This is a genomic window from Peribacillus deserti (assembly GCF_002863585.1).
In the GTDB taxonomy this organism is placed as follows: Bacteria; Bacillota; Bacilli; order Bacillales; family DSM-1321; genus Paraperibacillus; species Paraperibacillus deserti_A.
On sequence record NZ_PGUY01000050.1, the window covers coordinates 37131 to 52448 of the forward strand.

Consider the following 15318-nt stretch of genomic DNA (forward strand, 5'->3'; position numbering starts at 1 on the left):
GAGAGATAAGATGAACAAAATACTTGTACTAAATCATTTTACTGTTATTTGGCCGCCTGTAAGCGGCGGCACTCTTAGATATTTTTATCTTTATAAAGAGCTTAGCAGATTCTTTGATATTACTCTTTTGTCGCAAACCCAAGGAACTAAAGGCGGTCTTATTACGTTCAGCCCGACTTTTAGAGAATATAAAGTGGAAAAAGATCCTCTTTTTCACGAATTGACACTAGATGTTAAGAATAACGAGGTCATCTATGAATTAGAGTTAATCAAATATATAGAGCTTTCCAATCAACCGGTGGTTTATAAAAAATATTTTGAACAGTTTTATAAAACAAGTGATTTGATCATCCACGAATCACCTTATTTACTAGAATATGATTTATATTTAGGTTTAGATAAAAAGCCAAGGATTTATAACAGCCATAACCATGAATACAAATTGGCCAATCAGATCTGGCGAAATGAGACGGCCAGAAAGTATCTCCCTGCTTTATATAAGATGGAAAAGAAATTAGTCACATCAGCCCATTTAGTATTCGCTACCTCTGCAGCTGAACGAGAACAGTTTATCGACATGTATAAACCAAATCCAAACAAGATAAAGCTCGCACCGAATGGAATTCATCCTGAATCCAGACTGCGTATTAAAAAGAAAAAGAATTCCCGGCCAAAAGCTTTATTCATTGGATCAGCATATCCTCCAAATATCGAAGCAGCAGAATTTATCATTCATCACCTTGCAGCCAAATGTCCTGAGATCGAATTTATTATTGCAGGTGAGAGCTGCACTTCTTTTTCTAAGAGTTTGGCACATAACGTGACTTTATTGGGAAGAGTGCCCCACAATCAAAAGCTGAGGCTTTTTAAAGAGGCAGACCTAGCAGTCAATCCAATGTTTACCGGCGCTGGCACGAACCTTAAAACATTGGAATTTTTGTCGGCAGGAATACCTCTAGTATCTACCAACTTTGGGGTCAGAGGATTAGGCTTAAAGGATCACAAGCATTATATACTGGCTGACAAAGCCGATTTTGCAGATAAGATCAAACATGCTGTACGCAATGCAGAATTACTAAATTATATCTCTTACAAAGGCCAAGAGTATATTAATAGTAACTTTTCCTGGAGGAAAATAGCTAAAAGCATTCGAGAAGAAATATCAAAGCTACATCTTTGACTGAAGCATTTTCTCAACAGCTTGTTTTAAGGAGCACCCGGCTTTATCCCATGTTAGCTTTAACATATCCTTTCGGCCGCGTTCTCCTTTTGCCCTGCAAATTGCCGGGCTCTCAAATGCAGCCCTCATTTGTTTTTTTAAATCGGCAATATCGGCTTCCGCCCAAAGCTGCCCTTCACTTTCAAATAAGTCGCTATAAATAGTGGATATGGCATGTTCACTATTCATGCTTACTGAGGGATGACACAGCTTATAATTAGTCAAAAAAGAATTCTTTTCATGTAAAAAATCCATTTGGCCTCCCCAGGCTGTGGAGATAACAGGGACTCCGCTGGATAAGGCCTCAATAAAAGGCAGCCCTACACCCTCTCCCCTAGTGGGAAGTACGAAAGCATTTCCGAGAGTATAGAGACCCTTAAATTGTTTCTCATCAAGTACTCCTGTTATAATTTTAAAGGGTGCACTAATATCGCCTACCCCAAGCATCTTCTTATAGTTATAAATGGCATTTAGTATATTTTTGCGGGAATTCCCGTATGTTTTGATCACCAAAAGTACCTGTTCGTCCGCGTCAAATTCTTCCCAGTAAGCTTTTAATAAAGTTTCAGGATTCTTTCTATGCTGAAAGTCAAAGACTGAAACAAAGATAAACTTTCCTTTCGCTTCATGTATAGACATTTTCTTGTTTGCTGGCGTAAATAGTTCCGTATCTGCCCCGTGCGGCGTCAAGAAAACAGGGACTTTGACACCGCTTTGTATGAAGGCTTGTATATTTAGGGTGCAGGGAACTGTAACCGCATCAAAAGAATGTAAAATGGGAAGCCATTCTGCAGGTATTTTAGTCGTTTCCCAGACGGTATTAAGGAAAGTTACCTCGTACTTCTTCCCTTCAACTGCCTGGATATTTCCAGGAGGAGAGTGATAAATCAATATTTTGGGTTTATTCCTGGATTCTTTTTTGTTCATCAGCTTAGAGATCCTTTCCTTTTTGCTTTTATCTTTAAATATAAAAGGAAATCCCCAGCTATAAGAATCGATCTTCACATCAACTCCTAAACGGTCTAAAGCCAATGCATATTCCCTGCTTGCAACTCCATACCCGGTTGCATCCGTAACCGGACCTTTCCAAATAACTTGGTAATCGATCAAGAGTATCCCCTCTTTTATTTATTTTGGAGTACACACAAAAAAGTTATCGCGTATACAATATAGCTTATTTCATTCATACCTATGGCCCCATTTAATTGCTTCGTCCCAGGAAGTAGTAATACGAATTTTATCTACATCATTTATGACTGAACCCAGTTGTACTTCGATCACCTCCAGTGGTGATAAGGCTTTGATTCCATGTCTTACACCTGAAGGAATCTTGACTACATCTCCAGCTTTTACAGCAAAACGCTTATCGTTTAAAATCATTTCTCCTGAACCTGATATAATCGTCAGGATTTCCTCCCTTCCCAAATGGAAATGATAACTAGTATTGCTGCCCGCCAAAAGCTTCAGGGACTTGGTTAAGTTTTTCATTCCTTCACCGGATTCTGAGAAATGTAATATTCTATAGCTGCCCCAGCGTTTTTCCTCATACATTGGTCTTTCTTTTTTGATGTTTTCCTTTATGTTTGAGGCCCTGTCTTTATCTGCAATAAGAATTCCGTCAGGTCCAGCTGCAATTATACTGTTGTGTATCCCAATTACATGTATAGGTATGGATAATTCATTAATGATATGAGTGTTTCTCGAATCTGTAGATAATTGAGCATTCCCGATAACCTGGCTCTCTAGGTGTCCAGACAGCGTTTCCCAACTCCCTAAATCTTTCCATAATCCAGCGTATGGAATAACCACTGAATTAGGTGTCTTTTCTGCTACCTCGTAATCAAAGCTAGTTGCTGGAAGCTGATCGTACTGAGCAAGTAAGTGTCTGTAATCTGTAGGAAGGTTTTTATTCGATAAGTTAGTAAGCATAAAATTCAACGAGAAAGCAAAAACCCCGCAATTCCATAAAGCATTTTTCTGTATCAAATATCCAGCTGTTTCTTGACTGGGTTTTTCAACGAACTGAAGGATAGGATAATAATTTTTGTTATCTTTTATTTTGGGGACAATGTATCCATACTGGTTTGAAGGTTTAATAGCTGCAGCACCCAAAAGGGCTAGATCGGCTTTTGATTTTACGAGGATATCGGGGACGGATTTAAGCAGCTGAAAAAAAGCCGGTTCTACGAAAGAATCCACAGGAACTACACATATGATTTCATGAGGCTCTATATGAAGCTCCGAGTAAAGAAATGCCGCCGCTAAGGAAATGGAAGGAAAGGTACCTTTTTGTTCCGGTTCCTGCAGGATTGCGATTTGATCTCCAATTTGATTGTTAATGATTTCTATTTGGTTTTGACATGTAACGATGTGTGTCGAAGAAAGAAGACCGGCAGATTCTAATTGTCTGCAAACTCTTTGTACCATAGACTCACTCTGTCCATCCTCGTCTTTTAGCAGCTTTAGGAATTGCTTTGATCGTACTTGGTTGGATAGCGGCCAAAGTCTTTTTCCCGAACCGCCTGACAACAAAAGGACTCTCATCATTTTCCCCCTCACTCAGAATTAAAAATTACAATAAAGAAACATACATATAATTGGATCTAACCAATCCATATCCTTAGGTGTATCCCTGCACGTTTATTTATCATGATACAAGCAGCCCCATAAAAGGGCTGCCTGCACTTAAGGATTGATTGAGCTTGTATTTATTAGTCATCCGTGAATCAGTGGCTGTGTCTTTTATCTACAAGAACGAAATCCTTGAACCGGAAAAACGTAACTGGGTCACCCTGCTCAAGTCCAGGTTCGGAAGGATTAAATATACTGCCGCCAACAACAGAGATTTCAAGAAGACCGCTTAAAAGCTGAGAAGAACGGCGGCTCACTTTAAAATCTCCTTTGGCTGTAACACGTAAGACAGCATTTCTTTCACTGTTTCCGGAACCAAAAGCACCAGGTATATTCCTTTCAATTCTGGTGACTGAATTCGGCTCAACTTCAAAAGTTCCTAAATCAATTTCCCTCTCACGCAGATTTCTAAAGACAGTCACACTGCCTCTTGATGAAGCACTAGGCTGAAGAGCAACACCTATTTTTACCCTTGCTTGAAGTCTCTTATTAGTAGGGTTTTTCAAGATAATCACTACCCTATCATTTTCCCTGCCTCCTTGAAGCTCTGAACCAATCTCTTGTGGTACAAGAAAAGGACCGGTCGTAATTGTTACTTTTTTCTTCGTATCCATCTTGACACTCCTTTTTCCTTTTGATAATCTTTTTTACTTTCCAAAGATTAAGTAAAGTGAAAGCCATCAACTTCAGGCCATACTCTCTTTCTCTCTCTAACTAGTAAATGCAGACAACTCATAAAAGGAAAGGGCGAAACAAGCAGACTTTCAACCTATTTTATTATTTTCTAGGAATTTTGGGATTATGGAGGTTTGTGGGAAAGATATAATAAGTGAAAATAATAGAAAAAGGAATGCCAAAAGTTAACTGACATTCCCAGAGATTTTTCACTGATACACAAAGCTGCCCAAGTCCACTCGTGCTATTTGGTAATGTAAGGCCGGAAGTCATCTGTTCTATTAATAAATGACGATTTTTTTAACAAAACCTCATTATCAGCACTCCAGGTATGATGGTTCTTTTTTGCTTTTCGCACACAAACATAGTTAAATTTATCCCCAGAATAAATTCGGAAGCTGTTTTTGACACATTGCCGCAAAAATACTGTATCTTCACCTAGATTTAATTTTTGAAATTTTATCTTATCAAATACAAATTTTTTAAATATAAGTGTTGCTCCTTTTATACCCTGAGTAACAAGCTTGTTTTCCCGGCCGGGATTGTTGACAGCGAGGATTTTTTCATCCTCGAAATACATGAAGACCGTTCTTTTTCCTATAATGTCAGCATTAGTTTTCTTAAAAGTCGGAATGGATTGAACCAGGTAGTTTGGCCCGTAATAATCATCATCGTCAAATTTTGCTATATAATCATACCTCGCTCTTTCAATTCCAAAATTCAAACACTCTCCAAGCGTAGTAGCTTCAGATAGTTGATAAATAGAAACATTCTCAGACAGTTTAGCCCGCTTTTTCCATTCTCCCTTATCCATATTGCTCGCATTCAATATAATAATCATTTCTTTCTTTTTCCATAGTTGACGATCATAGTTATGAAAAACGTTTTCCATATATTCATTTCGCATTGTACAACAGATAATAGATACCAATTACTACTCACCCCTTTATAAGAAGGAACACTACAATAGTGTATGAGAATAATATAACAAGTGCCTGAGTAAAGAATCCCTTTTTACAGAAAAAAAGCACTGAAACATTCATAATTTCAGCGCTTTTTCGTTTATAGGCGGTACCCCTTGAATATTTTTTGAAAGGAAGAAAATGATCATGAACAGCGGTAAGACTATATTATAAAATAGATTTAATACTAACTGTGCTATAGGGTGGAGAGCAAATCACTGTTCAAAACTAAGTATTACTATGAGTGTTTTTTCATTTTTAAAGTATATATAATCTCAGGTAAAACCATGATATTTTTACTACTTATTTACATCGGTGTTAGGAAAATATACTCAACATTTTTATGGCTTACAGTGGGAACACATACTGTCATTAAATCTGCGATTTTTGATTGGAGTTCTCTTACCTGCTGTTCATGATCGTTCTTTTTTAAAAACATAATTTGAAGTCCACTCAAAATACTAAACGTTTATATTAAATTTATGCTCAATTTTGCTAACTGGTTTCTCCTGCGGCTTCGAAAAATAGTAACCTTGATATAAATCATATCCCATTTCATGGAGGAACTGTAAATCCTCCTCTCTTTCAATTCCTTCAGCAAGAGCCAAAGCGTTCATTTCATGGGCCGCCGATAATACTCTTTTTGCAACGGCTTGTTTGGCTGGATCGTCCTTTACACCATTCGTATATTCAATAGCAAGTTTTACGATGTCTGGTTCCATCTGAGCCAGCTTTTTCAGATTATTAAATCCAGTGCCTACATCATCCAAGGCATATTTAAAACCATGGGATTTATAATAGTTTAATATTGTTTTCAAGTGTTCGAGATCTTTAACTTCGTCTGTTTCTACCACTTCAAAGACAACCTGTTCAGGTTTAATGTCCAGCTTCCTGATTAAATCAAAAGTGGTAGATAGACAGTGCTCTGGAACATAAATAGCAGTAGGAATAAAATTAATAAACATCAATTTATCTTTTACTTCTGCCCCGTTTCTTACTGATTGCATCCTGCAGACCCTATCGAGAGAAAACAAACGGTTTCTTATCCTCGCTGCTTCGAACATTTTAAAAGGGGGGATAATACCGCCTTGTTCATCCACACCTCTTGAGAGAAGTTCATGCCCTACTATATCGATCCTTCCATTTTCCATACTCACGATTGGCTGATAATGTGTCCGAAGTGAACTGTTTTCAATCAAGGTATCAATCCAGCTGGCTTCACGCTCTGCTTTGAAAGAATCTAGTTTTCTTATTTGGTGAAGATCTACCAGTGGATCGGATAGCTTCGATAATACGGCAAATATATGATCCACATCCATATGGGCCTCTAAATAATCTATTAGATCATAAAATACCTTTTCTTTTAGCCAGAGCATTCTTTCATTTAAATATTTCCAAGAATTCATACTATAATCTTGAAAGTAGCCGAATAAGTTTTCAGCTGTATTGCTGCCTGCAAAATAAACAGTATATCCTCTCTCAACAGGCAGGCACACGTCACATCCCAAATCATCCATCTCCTTATATATAGGTGCTCTATAAAATGATATAGGTCTTTATTTCTATAATACTCCATATTTACCATTTTTACTAAACAATAGAATTAGCCACTATAGAAAACTACTATTGCAGGATAGAATTTTTTGTTATGTGAAGTTTCATTTCATTTTATCAGGGTATAAAAAGATGTTAAGATAACTATAAGCCTTTGGATTAAGAGAGGAACTGTCATGGGAATTCTTATTGTTGATGATAATGAAGCTAACTTATTTGTAATAGAAAAATTATTAGGGCGAGCTGGATATACAGACTCATTGTCTTTTACATCCGCACGGGACATGTTTACATATTTGCTTTCCGATAATCCCTTTATTATTGAAGAACAGGTTGATGTGATTCTAATGGATATCATGATGCCGGAAATGGATGGAATCGAGGCCTGCAGAAAGCTTCAGAGCATTCCCCATTTAAAGGATATACCCGTCATTTTTGTCACTGCGTTAGAGGATACCACTAAAGTAGTAGAAGCCCTGGATGCAGGTGGAATGGATTACGTCATGAAGCCGATCAAGAAAACGGAACTGCTTGCCAGGATTCGTGTGGCTCTCCGCTTGAAATACGAAAAGGACTGGCATAAAAAGCAAGAAGAAAAGATAAGCAACGAGCTGGAACTGTCCATGAATGTACAGACAAGCCTGCTCAGCCAGCCCATTTATAAAGATAACCTGGTAATGAAGGCCTCCTATTCACCCGCCTTTAAACTTGCAGGTGATATGTACTATTGGTATAAGATCGATGAGAACCGTTATGCTGCCATTCTCCTCGACATGATGGGCCACGGAATATCTGCTTCTCTTGTTTGTATGTTCATCTCCTCCGTCTTAAGAGATTCGATCCGGTCTAACCCCGACCCCGAATATGTCATAACGGAACTAAATCGATGGATGAATTCTCTTAATATACATAATCAAAAAATCCCGTATTACTTTACAGGCATTTATTTGGTCATCGATATCTGTGAACATACGATTGAGTATATTAACGCAGGGCACCCAAGCGGATATGCTTTGGTCGATGGCAAGCTCCAGGATATGGCGAGCAGCACTTGTGCCATCGGTTTCTTTGAAGAAATTAAGGCAGAGAAAAAAACGATATCCTATACCGATTCAGCCCAGGTTCTTGTTTTTACAGATGGAGTTTACGAAGCTGTCGATAAATACGAACAGGCTGGCATTGACTATTTAAAAAAAGCTGCAGCCTCTTACATGCCAGAAGCTAGAACGGCTGAACCGCTCGATTTGATTTTAACAGCGGAACAGCAGGCCTCTGCAAGTGATGATATGTGTGTGGTTTTGATTCAGTGTCAATAAGAAAAGCGGAGGACGGTGCTTTTCACAACTATATATTCATACACGCTGCATGATGTTCCAGCTACTATGGAGAGACCTGATTACTTGAAAAGCAGACATCTGAACGGCATAAGAAAAGCGGTGGTAAAAGGCCGCCTTTGCCTTTTAACAGCGATTGGCTTATGACCGAAGGTGTCAGTCCGAAGCTAGACACCAAGAAAAGCGGAAAGCGGTGCCTACACCACAAATCTGATTATTCTCTGAATGTAACTCCTATCTTATATAAACTCTGAGAATTTAAAGTAGGCAGACATCCGACAAGCATAAGACCAGCTGGCTGTGGGAAGAGGTCTTCTTCCCATAGACGGGATGGCTTATGTCTCGAGGATGTCAGCTGGGAGCTGGCCACCAAGAAAAGCGGAGGATCGTGCAAAAAATTGAAAAATCGTGCATATTTTACGAAAATCGTTCATATAACTCGATAATCATTCATATATCGTAAAATCGTTCATCACCTCTTGTAAGGTTCACTAGGGTATTGGAAGTGACACTGTTAATCCGCTCCCTGAAATCACTAGTGGATGGCAGCCGGTAGATCCAGCTGTCCGGGCTCAGTGTCTATGTATTTGCTGATCCAAAAGTATAAGAGGATGAACTCGGGCAGGCTGAGTTTATATACCTTTATTTCGCTTAGTGAAAAGTACATATAAAACGAAAAAGCTCAGAGCAATTAACTCTGAGCTTTTTATTCTGTATATTCGTCGCAAAATTAATAACTGGTTTTTTTACGGAATAATTTCTGCTGAGCATTGAAGGATTCAAAAAGAACAGATTCATTGAACCGTATGGATTCCTTGCTCCCAAGTCCCAGGAACCCGCCAGGACTTAAACTGTCATTAAATAGTTTAAAAACCTGCTGCTGCAAATTAACATCAAAGTAGATAAGGACATTCCGGCAGATAATGATATGAAATTCATTAAATGATCCATCCGTAACCAGATTATGCTGAGCAAAGACAATGCTTTTCAATAGTGAAGGATCTAAATAAGCTCCCTCACTATCGGCTTTGTAGTATTCCGAGAAGGACTTTTTTCCGCCTGCCGACATGTAATTCTTAGTATACAGCTGCATTTTTTGAAGCGGAATCATACCCCTCTCGGCTTTTCTGATCACCATTTCATTCATGTCAGTTGCATATATTTTGGCTCGACCACCTAAACCTTCTTCTTGAAGGAGGATAGCCATAGAAAAGGCTTCTTCACCTGTGGAACATCCTGCATGCCAAATCCTTATTTCGGGGAGTTCCCTCAAATAAGGAACCACTTCTTCTCGAAATGCTTTGAAAAATTCAGGGTCCCTGAACATCTCTGTAACGTTGATTGAAAAGTCACTTAGTATTTTAGGAATAATGGTGTCATCATGTATGACTTTTTCAGTAAGGCTGGTGATATTGTTCAGCTTCTCCAGATACAATCTATTTTGAACCCTCCTCATGATAGAGGAACGCATATACTGCCTAAAATCGAAGCCTGTCAGCCGATAGATAGCTAACAGGAGCAGATCCAACTCCATATCGTCTTTATTATGAACTACCATTCTGCTTAACTCGTTCCCTCCATTTTCAAAGCTAGGACAGCCAGACCTGCATGGCAGATAATAGCTGGTCTAATTTCAGCGGCTTGCTGATATAATCCGTTGCCCCTGCCTCAATGCACTTTTCCCTGTCTCCCTTCATAGCCTTGGCTGTAAGTGCTATGATTGGAACATTGCGGTCCATGGCCCTGATCCTCTTCATGGCTTCATACCCATCCATGACCGGCATCATAATATCCATCAATACAATATCCACAGAATCAAGGATCATCATTTTATCAATACATTCGGCTCCATTTTCTGCAGTAACAACATTCATTCCTTCTTTTAGAAGAGCATTTTTTAATGCAAAAATATTTCGATGATCGTCATCAGCCACAACTACAGTTTTCCCGCTCAACACTGTAGGTAAACTGATTTCAGGCTCTACAATTTCCGTCTGTGCAATCACTGAGGGTTCAATTTCTGTTTGTGCCGCGGCAGCTGTTTCAAGTGCTGCAGCAGCTTGAACTTCCGCTGCTTCTATTTCTGTGACAGCCGGCATTCCTCCCGGCAGGTTTGGAATGATAATAGTAAAGGTACTTCCTTTCCCTTCCTGGCTTTCAACCAGGCATGTACCGCCTAGAAGCTGAGTAAATTCCTTGGTGATGGATAAGCCGAGACCTGTTCCGCCATATCTTCTCATGATGGCGCCATCCACCTGCTGGAATGCTTCAAATATCATGAATTGTTTATCTCTTGCAATTCCAATTCCCGTATCACTTACAGAAATTCTCACCCAGGTATCTACCTGAGGTGCGAGTCTATTGAATTGTACTTCCTCTGGCTGAGCCTTTTCTACGTTGATACTTACAGATCCTTTTTCGGTAAACTTAAATGCATTTGAAAGAAGATTTTTTAATATCTGCTGTAATCTCTGTTCGTCCGTGTAGATGATCGGGGGAACATCAGAATTGAAATGAATCTCAAAATCAATGTTCTTTTTCTTAGCAGTCTGTAAGAAGTTCCGTTCCATCCTGTCGATGAATTCATTCATGTACACTTCTTCATAGCTGACTTCCAGCTTTCCTGCCTCAATCTTAGAAAGATCCAGAATATCATTAATTAAATTCAACAGATCCTGTCCGGAAGAATGAATGACATTCGCAAATTCCTTCTGCTCTTCTGAGAGTTCATAATCCGGATCATCAGAAAGCATTTCTGAAAGCAGGAGTATACTGTTTAACGGAGTACGAAGTTCATGGGACATATTCGCAAGGAACTCCGATTTATACTTAGAGCTAAGCTGAAGTTCCTTTGCTTTGTCCTCGAGCTGTTCTTTGGCTGCCTGCAGCTCTTCGGATTTAAGCTCAGCGTCCCTTGACCTTTCTTCGAGCTGTTCGTTTGTCATCCGCAGTTCTTCGGTCTGGCTTTGCAATTCCTCAGATTGAGCTTGCAGTTCTTCAGACTGTGATTGTAATTCTTCAGATTGTGCCTGAAGCTCTTCTGTCTGAGCCTGTGACTCGATCAATAATCGCTCTACTTCCATCCGGCCCAGAATATTCGTGATGCCTATTCCCAGTGTTTCCAGCACATTTTCTAATAGCTTCTGTTCTTTTGAAGCAAATTCTCCAACACTTGCAAATTCTACTACACCCACCACTTCATCTTTAAACATGACAGGTGCAATTAAAATGCTGTTCGGCTTCACTTCACCAAGTCCCGTTGACACAACCCGGTAATCAGCAGGAATGTCGTTAAGGAGAATCGGTCGCTTTTCCTTAACACATTGGCCAATGATTCCTTCACCGGAAAGAAAAGACTGTCTTCCAGCATGGTCTTCACTTTCAGCATAAGAAGCGGCTTTTTTAAATACTGGCTGCCCATTTCTATCATCTTTCAGGTAAAAAGCAGCCAGACTAGCACCCATGACTGGAGCGAGTTTTCTGATGAACTGTTCCGCAAGTGCATTGACTGAAACATGGCGGCTATATATATTGACAATTTCTACAGCATTAGTTTGAATCCAATTCTGCTCCTGGATTTCAGATGTGTATTTCTGCTCCTTCGCATTGTACTCTTCAATCGAAGCGGCCATTGAATTAAAGGCAACAGCTATATCGCCAATTTCATCTTTAGTCTTCACCTGAATTCTAGGAATCTCAGACAAATTGGTATAATCGACATTATTCATCACCTTAGTGATTGAATTAATATTGCTTACGGTACTCCGGATTACCCAGAGCATGACTGCTACAATAAGAATTAATGCCAGCACTATTACTGCAGTTACCGTCCATATCAGCTGATCATACTTTTTTGTAGAATCTGCAAGAGTTTCCTTCATTAACGATTCTTGATAGACTTTAAATTCATCTATTTTAAGAAATAGATTATCCCTGGAAGCCTGTTCCTGATTGTAAATAGCCTGGAGTTCGCTTTTGGAAGCTTTATTCTGAAGCTGTCCTGCAATATTGGATTCCATCTCGGAATATTGATCATAGGCATCCCGTACTTGTTTTACCAGAACTTTTGATTTATTCCGGTTTAAAATCGTTTCAAGTTCCAAAAGCTTAGTATGAATCTCTTCGCTATTTGATTGTGCTTGGAAATTTTTTGCAGCATGCTCTAGTTCTTTATCGCTTGCGCTGAACAAACTGACTAATTCCCTGTCATTTTTATAAAGCATTTGTCTGATTTCTGTTGCCTCATTCACTTTATGATATCGGTCCTGAACAATCTCGAGCATGTTCGCCTTAATGGACTGCATCATCAAAAGAATTACTGATAATAAAAGGAACATAAAAAAGACGGTTAAGCCTAAGCCTATGAATTGCTTTTTTTTAAAGCCCACACATTTTCCTACCTTCCCAATATTTAGTTTTATGAATTTTCTTTTACACCTTAATATATCAAACTTTGGAACTCACATCCACTGGTACAACCTTGCCCCCCGTATGTCTAACTAGTTTTTTACAAATGATCAGGCCGGCCGCAAAATATGCTGATAAAAAGGGCTGCCGAGACGTTTTCGACAGCCTTTTTTGCTTTCCTTTACAATAGTAATCGGACCTGCTTCAGTGAGGGATGGAGTTTCTTGCAAGAATACAGACCGAAGTTGGTAAAATCGGAACTATCCCACCAAATTAACAGACAACGCATTAAATTTAGTTGGAAAATTACTACAACCTAAGTCTATCATAGGTCATTTGAGTTGAGTACGAACATCTTTCAACAATCCTATTATTGTGCATATATGTAAAAATTCATTCATATATTGCCAGAATCGTGCATAAATGCCAAAAATCATCCATATATCCCCATAATCGTGCATATATGCAAAAAATCATTCATATATTAAAATTCATTCCTTTCCTATTAATATATATAAGGCCGTTCAGTAAAAAAACGCCCAGCATTTACGCTGGACGCTTCTTCTATTCTATTATTTTCAGTTTTAGTTTACTCCCACAGCGTTAAACGCATTGGTAACTGATGTTTTTTCTGCACTTGATGCCCCGTATAGATCGGCAGCAGACTGGACCAGAGCTGCTTTTGCCTGGGAGAATGTGGAGGAGGATGTTAAATAAATCGTGTTCGCACGATAGAAAATCGCTCCTAGTTTATCTACCCCGATTCCTTGTACAGTCACTCCATAATGAGTGCCGCCTGCTGCTATCAAGTATGCTGCCTTGTTGATGATTCCGCTGTTTGTGTGTACTCCGCCGTTATCGGCTGTACCTGTATAACGTTTGGAGTAGTGATCAGGATCTCCATATGCTGCCGGGTTGGACATGGAGCGGAGCGCATCGCCTGAGATAGAAGGTGTATAGATATCTTCCCCGATATTATAGTCCGCTTTGGATGCTTGATATTTAAATTCTACAATTGTCCCGAATACATCCGAAATGGCTTCATTAAGAGCCCCGGATTGATTCTGATAGACTAAATTGGACTCCGACGACGTAACCGCATGGGTCAATTCATGTGCGACAACGTCAAGACCTCCAGATAATGGAATGAACGTAGAGCCGTCACCGTCTCCGTAAACCATTTGAGAACCATTCCAGAACGCGTTATTATATCCGCTGCTATAGTGTACAGTCGATTTTAACGCTGCACCATTTCCATTATAGGAATTACGATTAAATGTGTTCTTATAATAATCATATGTTTTACCTGCATAATAATGGGCGTCTACTGCAGGAGCATCATAGGTTGCATTGAATAGATTGTCTGTGTCGGACCAAAGTGTTCCTGGCAAAGTGCTGCGATTATTTGCATTATATGTGAATATGCCACTGCCTCTGGTATTATCCTGAAGATAATAACGGCCGCTTGATAAAGTTGTATTCAAGGATACGGAATTCTTGGTAACTCCAGTACCCGATCCTACAGCGTTAGTACCGGTAACTTCATGTATCGTATTGTATTTATTCAGGATTTTTCCATCCTTGACCGAGACAAAGTAAAAATAGTTGCCTGGTTCAGGGCTCAAAAAGTTTAAGTTAACTTTGTAGGCATAATCGGCTGTATTTTCATCTGTAAATACGACTAATTCCGCCTTAGGATCTGTCTCATATGAAGGAGAAAAGCCCAAATCAGTTTCGGCAATGTTGATCGCTTCTTTTGGTTTAATTCCTTTTTTCTCTTTTCCAGCTAATTTACTGTCCAAATCAGCCACGACCGTACCAGAAACTACATTCAGCACGCCTTTATCATTAATCAAAGCAGACTGAGTTGAGCCGAATACAGGTACTCCCGAAAAAGTCTGCTGCAGTTTTAACACTGTATTTCCCAGTTCATCTATACTCTTTTTCTCTATGATAAATGAGTCCTTTGCATTCTTTTTACCAAGTTTGTAGGACTTCTTATTCTGATCGAAATAATTAAGTATAATTTCTTCAGCAGAGCTGCTCGAAGCATTTGTTAGATCACCGGAGACAAATTCTACTGAATTTCTTTCTTGATTATACTTTTCTACACTCAACACATTTTTTGCAGCCATAGCACCTGTTTGCGGAAATGCTGAAACCATAAGACCAAGTGACAAAACAGTACCTGCTAAGAATCTTTTTTTCAAAATAGATCTCTCCTTCTCGACTTTTCATTTTTTTTGATCCATTTGTCCTTCAAACCTTCGATCCTTCCAGCCTACTAAACTGGCAGCAAAAAATGTGTTCGTTATCTTATACATAGTCCTCCTTTAATTTTCTTAAAGAAGATTATTCAGGGTTTCCATTTATTTATCCTTCTTCCTAAAGTTGGGAAAAACTGTAGAAAACTCATAAGATTTCTGCGGATTAAGCAGGTGGATTTTCCTAAGAAAAATGTCGAAACAGCTCGCCAGTTCTTGGGAAATAAGGGAGCGCCCCATTGGGAAATAATGTGCGGGATAACGAAAAATTA

10 protein-coding genes are annotated in these 15318 nt (G+C 39.1%); 2 read left to right on the top strand and 8 right to left on the bottom strand.

What is annotated here, in order from left to right; all coding sequences use genetic code 11:
* The first annotated feature begins 10 nt into the window (after positions 1-10).
* A complete protein-coding gene (locus tag CUU66_RS16190; protein WP_101644017.1) occupies positions 11-1180 on the top strand; it encodes a glycosyltransferase family 4 protein in 1170 nt (389 codons plus the stop codon).
* Here the strand turns inward: CUU66_RS16190 and CUU66_RS16195 are convergent.
* The 5 genes from CUU66_RS16195 to CUU66_RS16215 form a co-directional block, all read right to left on the bottom strand.
* The gene (locus tag CUU66_RS16195; protein WP_101644019.1) at positions 1169-2329 is read right to left on the bottom strand and encodes a glycosyltransferase; all 1161 of its coding nucleotides are present in this window, start codon (positions 2327-2329) and stop codon (positions 1169-1171) included. The genes CUU66_RS16190 and CUU66_RS16195 overlap by 12 nt on opposite strands.
* 69 nt (positions 2330-2398) lie before the next feature.
* Complete coding sequence (locus CUU66_RS16200; RefSeq protein ID WP_101644021.1) at positions 2399-3763, bottom strand: sugar phosphate nucleotidyltransferase; 1365 nt, start codon at positions 3761-3763, stop codon at positions 2399-2401.
* Between the two features lie 182 nt (positions 3764-3945).
* A complete protein-coding gene (locus tag CUU66_RS16205) occupies positions 3946-4464 on the bottom strand; it encodes a hypothetical protein (RefSeq protein WP_101644024.1) in 519 nt (172 codons plus the stop codon).
* A gap of 305 nt (positions 4465-4769) precedes the next feature.
* Positions 4770-5456, bottom strand: a complete 687-nt coding sequence (locus tag CUU66_RS16210; RefSeq protein ID WP_142383737.1) for a glycosyltransferase — start codon at positions 5454-5456, stop codon at positions 4770-4772.
* Between the two features lie 492 nt (positions 5457-5948).
* Entirely contained in the window at positions 5949-6995 is a 1047-nt protein-coding gene (locus tag CUU66_RS16215) for an EAL domain-containing protein (protein WP_101644027.1), read from the bottom strand.
* A gap of 222 nt (positions 6996-7217) precedes the next feature.
* On the opposite strand from CUU66_RS16215, the gene CUU66_RS16220 reads away from it, so the two are divergent.
* Positions 7218-8357, top strand: coding sequence for a PP2C family protein-serine/threonine phosphatase (locus CUU66_RS16220; RefSeq protein ID WP_101644030.1), 1140 nt, complete (start codon positions 7218-7220; stop codon positions 8355-8357).
* Between the two features lie 748 nt (positions 8358-9105).
* Here the strand turns inward: CUU66_RS16220 and CUU66_RS16225 are convergent.
* The 3 genes from CUU66_RS16225 to CUU66_RS16235 all read right to left on the bottom strand — a co-directional run bounded on the left by CUU66_RS16225 (position 9106) and on the right by CUU66_RS16235 (position 14992).
* Positions 9106-9933, bottom strand: coding sequence for a CheR family methyltransferase (locus CUU66_RS16225; protein ID WP_101644032.1), 828 nt, complete (start codon positions 9931-9933; stop codon positions 9106-9108).
* Between the two features lie 31 nt (positions 9934-9964).
* A complete protein-coding gene (locus CUU66_RS16230; RefSeq protein ID WP_101644034.1) occupies positions 9965-12763 on the bottom strand; it encodes a hybrid sensor histidine kinase/response regulator in 2799 nt (932 codons plus the stop codon).
* A 603-nt stretch (positions 12764-13366) separates the two neighbouring features.
* Positions 13367-14992 (bottom strand): M4 family metallopeptidase, encoded by a 1626-nt coding sequence (locus CUU66_RS16235; protein WP_101644036.1) that lies wholly within the window; start codon positions 14990-14992, stop codon positions 13367-13369.
* Between the last annotated feature and the right edge of the window lie 326 nt (positions 14993-15318).